At 57.0% G+C, this 6,000-nt stretch carries 3 protein-coding genes and 2 pseudogenes; 3 read left to right on the forward strand and 2 right to left on the reverse strand.

Translation table 11 applies throughout. The annotated features are described in order from the left end of the window. Window positions 1-175 precede the first annotated feature (175 nt). Window positions 176-631 carry a terminus macrodomain insulation protein YfbV gene (yfbV, locus tag EIEH_RS08995; protein WP_015871963.1) on the reverse strand — a complete coding sequence of 152 codons (456 nt, stop codon included), beginning with the start codon at window positions 629-631 and terminating at the stop codon, window positions 176-178. Window positions 632-1,174: 543 nt separating this feature from the next. Between yfbV and ackA the strand changes: the two genes are divergently transcribed. After that, window positions 1,175-2,374: an acetate kinase gene (ackA, locus tag EIEH_RS09000; protein ID WP_015871965.1), complete on the forward strand. Its 1,200-nt coding sequence runs from the start codon at window positions 1,175-1,177 to the stop codon at window positions 2,372-2,374. A 133-nt stretch (window positions 2,375-2,507) separates the two neighbouring features. Beyond that, window positions 2,508-4,646, forward strand: coding sequence for a phosphate acetyltransferase (pta, locus tag EIEH_RS09005; RefSeq protein ID WP_015871966.1), 2,139 nt, complete (start codon window positions 2,508-2,510; stop codon window positions 4,644-4,646). A 143-nt stretch (window positions 4,647-4,789) separates the two neighbouring features. On the opposite strand, the pseudogene EIEH_RS09010 reads toward pta, so the two are convergent. Further along, window positions 4,790-5,772, reverse strand: a pseudogene (locus tag EIEH_RS09010) (IS3 family transposase); the annotation flags it as partial. 66 nt (window positions 5,773-5,838) lie between these two features. On the opposite strand from EIEH_RS09010, the pseudogene EIEH_RS18985 reads away from it, so the two are divergent. Continuing rightward, window positions 5,839-6,000 (forward strand): annotated as a pseudogene (locus tag EIEH_RS18985) (IS110 family transposase); the annotation flags it as partial.

Raw genomic sequence — 6,000 nt, forward strand, 5'->3', positions numbered from 1 at the left:
ACGGTCAATATTCGCCACTCAGCATGACATATTGCCAAATTCATCGACAGTGCAATAAAAAGCGTTTTTTGATCCAGGCAAAGATTTGGACCAGTAAAAAGCCTAACAAACGCCACCCGCGACCATTAATTATCACGACACCCCAATCTCGAGCACAAATAATTAACACCAGCACTTAGATATCATCCAGAAATGTTTTATCCAACTGCTTACAGCAGCGGCGCAACAGCTCCGCCAGCGACTGGTAGGTCGGCGCACCGTCGACGGGCGCCAAGGCAATGCCGGAGGCCTGCAACTTGTCGCGCAGCTGATGAAACCACTGTAGCAGCGTCGGCGGCAGCGGCGTTACCGCGCGTTTGCCCAGCCACCACAGCCCCTGCATCGGTAGGCTACAGGCAAACAGCGCCGTCGCAATGGCTGGCCCCAGCTGACCGCCCAGGGCAATTTGCCAACACAGGGTAAACATGGCTATCGGCGGCATAAAGCGAATGGCGAAGCGGGTAGCGCGGGTCACACGGTTTTCCGGGAACACCGGCGCCAGACGTTTTTCATTCGGCCAGGTCTTCATATAGATCTGACCGCGCTGGAAAAGGCGAAACCAGGCGACGTGTGGCGTGGGGGCTGATGACATGACAACCTCAATTTATTCGATAATAGTTAAAAAAAAAACGCAAAATGAAAACAAAAAATATGCAGCATCAAATTTATTTTGTTTTTAAAGGCCGCTATCGGTATTCTAGGCCGGCCTGAGGCCGCCGTCAGTCAAGAAGGGTAAAAAATCCTCCATATCGCTGACGCCCGCACTCATCGCCCCCGTATTAAGGAGTGTCATCGCCGTCACGGCCTGGCGAAAACCATTACGGGCGGGCTCACAGCAGCGCACTCCCCTGCGGGGAGCGACGGACAGTGGCAGACATGCCGCAGCGCCAAAGCGCGCTGCTGTGAACCTGCATGGTTCAGGGTACTCCCGGCGACGCCGGGGACGCTATCCTGAATACCGTGGCCGCCTACGGGCGGATATTTTGATGCAACACCGTTTATGAACGGTGCGTTCACGGCCCGCGGCCAGATCGTACCGCGCATGATGTTAATCATAAATGCCGACAGTGTATTGCGCTACGCTTAGCGCCTGTCTGGTACATTTTCTAACCACGCATAACAAGTAGGTACTTCCATGTCGAAGCTGGTACTGGTTCTTAACTGCGGCAGTTCTTCCCTGAAATTCGCCATCATCAACGCGGCAAACGGTGAAGAGCACCTGTCTGGTTTAGCCGAATGTTTTAACCTCCCTGAAGCCCGTATTAAATGGAAAATGGACGGTGCAAAACACGAAGCGGCGCTGGGCGCAGGCGCGGCTCATAGCGAAGCCTTAAGCTTCATCGTAAACACCATCCTGGCACAGAAGCCGGAGCTCTCCGCCTCACTGACTGCCATCGGTCACCGTATCGTTCACGGCGGCGAGAAGTTCACCCACTCTGCTGTCATCAATGACGAAGTTCTGCAGGGTATCAAAGACGCTATCCCGTTTGCACCACTGCACAACCCGGCGCACCTGATCGGCATCGAAGAAGCGTTCAAATCCTTCCCGCTGCTGAAAGGCAAGAACGTCGCCGTCTTCGACACCGCATTCCACACCACCATGCCGGAAGAGTCCTACCTGTATGCCCTGCCGTACCATCTGTACAAAGAGCACGGTATCCGCCGCTACGGCGCTCACGGCACCAGCCACTACTATGTCAGCCGCGAAGCAGCCAAAATGCTGAACAAGCCGGTTGAAGAGCTGAACGTGATCACCTGCCACCTGGGTAATGGCGGCTCCGTCAGCGCCATCCGCAACGGCGAGTGCGTGGACACCTCTATGGGTCTGACTCCGCTGGAAGGACTGGTCATGGGCACCCGCTCCGGCGACATCGATCCGGCTATCGTGTTCCACCTGCACGATACCCTGGGCATGAGCGTAGCCGAAATCAACACCCTGCTGACCAAAGAATCCGGCCTGCTGGGCCTGACCGAAGTCACCAGCGACTGCCGCTACGTGGAAGACAACTACGACACCAAGGCTGACGCCAAGCGCGCCATGGACGTTTACTGCCACCGTCTGGCCAAATATGTTGGCGCCTATACCGCGCTGATGGACGGCCGTCTGGACGCAGTGATCTTCACCGGCGGCATCGGTGAAAATGCCGCCATGGTGCGCGAGCTGACGCTGGACAAACTGGCGCTGCTGGGTCTGGAAATCGACCACCAACGTAACCTGGACGCCCGCTTCGGCAAATCTGGCGTGATCACCAAGGACGGCAGCCGCCTGGCCATGGTTATCCCGACCAACGAAGAGCTGGTTATCGCGCAGGACGCCTCCCGTCTGACCGCCTAACCCGCCCACACCGCCTGCTCCGGCAGGCGGTGTTATTCGCCGAGGGCGCCCGTCGCCCCCGGTCGCTAAAGACTCCCTGTCACCGCCCGGCCTCCCTGGGCCCGCTGCGGAATACTCACAAGAGGTTGCTATCGTGTCCCGTACAATCATGTTGATCCCCACCAGCACCAGCGTTGGCCTGACCAGCGTTAGCCTGGGTGTCATTCGTTCCATGGAACAAAAAGGCGTACGTCTGAGCGTATTCAAACCGATCGCCCAGCCGCATACCGACGTCGATGCGCCGGATCAGACCACCACCATCATCCGCGCCAACTCCACCATCCCGGCGGCCGAGCCGCTGCGCATGTCCCACGTGGAAGCGCTGCTGAGCTCCAACCAGCAGGACGTACTGATGGAGGAGATCGTCGCCCGCTATCATGAAAACACCAAAGATGCCGAGGTGGTGCTGGTTGAAGGCCTGGTGCCGACCCGCAAACACCAGTTCGCCAACGCCCTGAACTACGAAATCGCCAAGACCCTGAACGCCGAAATCGTCTTCGTGATGGCGATGGGCAGCGACACTGTCGATCAGGTGAAAGAGCGCATCGAACTGGCCCGTTCCAGCTTCGGCGGCAGCAAAAACCAGAATATCGCCGGCGTGATTATCAACAAGCTGAACGCACCGGTTGACGAACAGGGACGCACCCGCCCCGATCTGTCTGAAATCTTCGACGACTCCGGTAAGGCACGCGTAGCGACCCTGGATGCCGCACAGGTTATTGCCAACAGCCCGCTGCCGGTGCTGGGCTGCATTCCGTGGAGCTTCGAGTTGATTGCGACCCGCGCCATCGACATGGCTAACCACCTGAAGGCGCGCGTGATCAACGCCGGCGACATCCAGACCCGCCGTATCAAGTCCGTCACCTTCTGCGCACGCAGCATCCCACACATGCTCGAACACTTCCGTCCGGGCTCCCTGCTGGTGACCTCTGCCGATCGTCCGGATGTCCTGATCGCCGCCTGTCTGGCTGCGATGAACGGGGTTGAAATCGGCGCTCTGCTGCTGACCGGTGGCTATGAAGTCGACGCACGCGTTAACAAACTGTGCGAGCGCGCCTTCCAGACCGGTCTGCCGGTATTCATGGTCGATACCAACACTTGGCAGACCTCTCTGAGCCTGCAGAGCTTCAATCTGGAAGTGCCGGCCGACGATCATCAACGCATAGAGAAGCTGCAGGACTTCGTGGCCAGCCATATCGATGCGCAGTGGATCGAGTCCCTGAGTGCGGCCTCTGAGCGCTCACGTCGCCTCTCTCCACCGGCGTTCCGCTACGAGCTGACCGAGCTGGCCCGCAAGGCCGGTAAACGTATCGTCCTGCCGGAAGGCGACGAGCCGCGCACCGTCAAAGCGGCCGCCATCTGCGCCGAACGCGGCATCGCACAGTGTGTGCTGCTGGGTAACCCGGACGAAATCCAGCGCGTTGCCGCAGCTCAGGGCGTGACGCTGGGCAAGAGCATCGAAATCGTCGATCCGGTCGCCGTACGTGAAAAATATGTTCCACGTCTGGTCGAGCTGCGCAAGAACAAGGGGATGACCGAGGTCGTCGCCCGTGAGCAGCTGGAAGACAACGTAGTGCTGGGTACCCTGATGCTGGAGCAGAATGAGGTCGATGGCCTGGTATCCGGCGCGGTACACACCACTGCCAATACCATCCGTCCGCCGCTGCAGCTGATCAAAACGGCCCCGGGCAGCTCTCTGGTCTCCTCCGTATTCTTCATGCTGCTGCCGGAGCAGGTGCTGGTGTACGGCGACTGCGCCATCAACCCGGATCCGACTGCTGAACAGCTGGCCGAAATCGCCATCCAGTCCGCCGACTCGGCCGCAGCCTTTGGCATCGACCCGCGCGTGGCGATGATCTCCTACTCCACCGGTAACTCTGGCGCGGGAAGCGACGTGGAGAAAGTCCGCGAAGCAACCCGTCTGGCGCAGGAAAAACGTCCGGATCTGGTGATTGACGGCCCTCTGCAGTACGACGCTGCCATCATGGCCGACGTAGCCAAATCCAAAGCGCCGAACTCGCCGGTAGCCGGTAAAGCGACCGTGTTCATCTTCCCGGATCTGAACACCGGTAACACCACCTACAAAGCAGTACAGCGCTCCGCTGACCTGGTCTCCATCGGGCCGATGCTGCAGGGTATGCGCAAGCCGGTCAACGACCTGTCCCGCGGCGCACTGGTAGACGATATCGTCTACACCGTGGCACTGACCGCCATTCAGTCTTCTCAGCAATAAGACGGCATCCGCCACGCAAAAAGGCTCCCTCTGGGAGCCTAATGAGATGGTCCCCACCCTGTGAGCAGTACGCTGGCAGGGTGTTTTCTCTTCGGAGAGGCCATCATAGAATGATCTCCCCCCAATATTAGGGCCTGGCTAAATCAGAGATCCGGGCCTTTTTGCAGGCTTTGGATGAATTCCTCCGGAGTCTGGTTATTTAACGATGAATGGGGTCTGCTTCGGTTATATTCCTGTCGCCACTGCTCGATTTTTTCCTGCGCATCGTCCAGTGACAGGAACCAATGAACGTTCAGACACTCATCCCGAAAACTGCCGTTAAATGACTCGATCAGCGCATTATCCGTCGGTTTTCCCGGCCGTGAGAAGTCCATTGTTATACCATTTTCATATGCCCAGTGATCCAGCGCTTTAGATATAAATTCACTGCCATTGTCTGTCTGAAGCCGTTCGGGAACCCGCTGTCTTAACGCTTTTAAACGCGCCATCACCGTGACGACATCTTCCCCACGTAGCCCCTGACCTACATGGATCGCCAGGCACTCACGACTAAAATTATCGACTACAGTCAATGCACGGATACGGTGTCCGTTGAACGGATTATCAGCAACGAAGTCCATGCTCCAGCACTGGTCTATGGCCGTCACTTCCGGACGGACGCTTCTCTGCCGGGCTATCACATGCCGTCGGGGGCGTTTCGTCCGTAAATTCAGACCTTCCTGACAATAAATTCGGTGTGTTTTCTTATGATTAATCAGCCAACCTTCGCGGCGTAGAAGAATATGAATACGCTGAACTCCGTAGCGAATGCGGGTTTCAGCTATTTCCCTTATCCGTAAGGTGACGGCCCGATCATCACGGCAGCTACGATAGTTATACACCGTGCGGCTTTGCATCATCAGACGGCAACCCCGACGTAACCCGATACGGTAGGCCTCCAACAGCCAGGCGATGGCCTCGCGCTTCTGCGCCGGCCTTAGAACTTTTTTTTGATAACCTCCTGCAGCATCTCTTTGTCCAAACTTAAATCTGCCACCAGACGTTTCAAACGTAGATTTTCTTCCTTGAGCTGGCGCAAACGACGCAATTCGGTTACTCCCATGCCGCCAAACTTTTTTTCCCAATTAATGGGATGGACTACCTCCTCCCGCTGCGGTTAACTGTACGAAATGTGCTCACCAGGAGAATCACCATGAATATCGTATTTCTGGGTATTGATCTGGCTAAAAATGTTTTTCAACTCTGCGGGTTAAACCAGGCCGGCAAACCGGTTTATACGAAACGAACTGGCCGAAAAGAATTGCTCCAGACGCTGGCAAATATTCCTGCATGTCTGATTGGGATCGAAGCGTCC

This window comes from Edwardsiella ictaluri ATCC 33202 (genome assembly GCF_000264785.1).
GTDB classification, from domain to species: domain Bacteria; phylum Pseudomonadota; class Gammaproteobacteria; order Enterobacterales; family Enterobacteriaceae; genus Edwardsiella; species Edwardsiella ictaluri.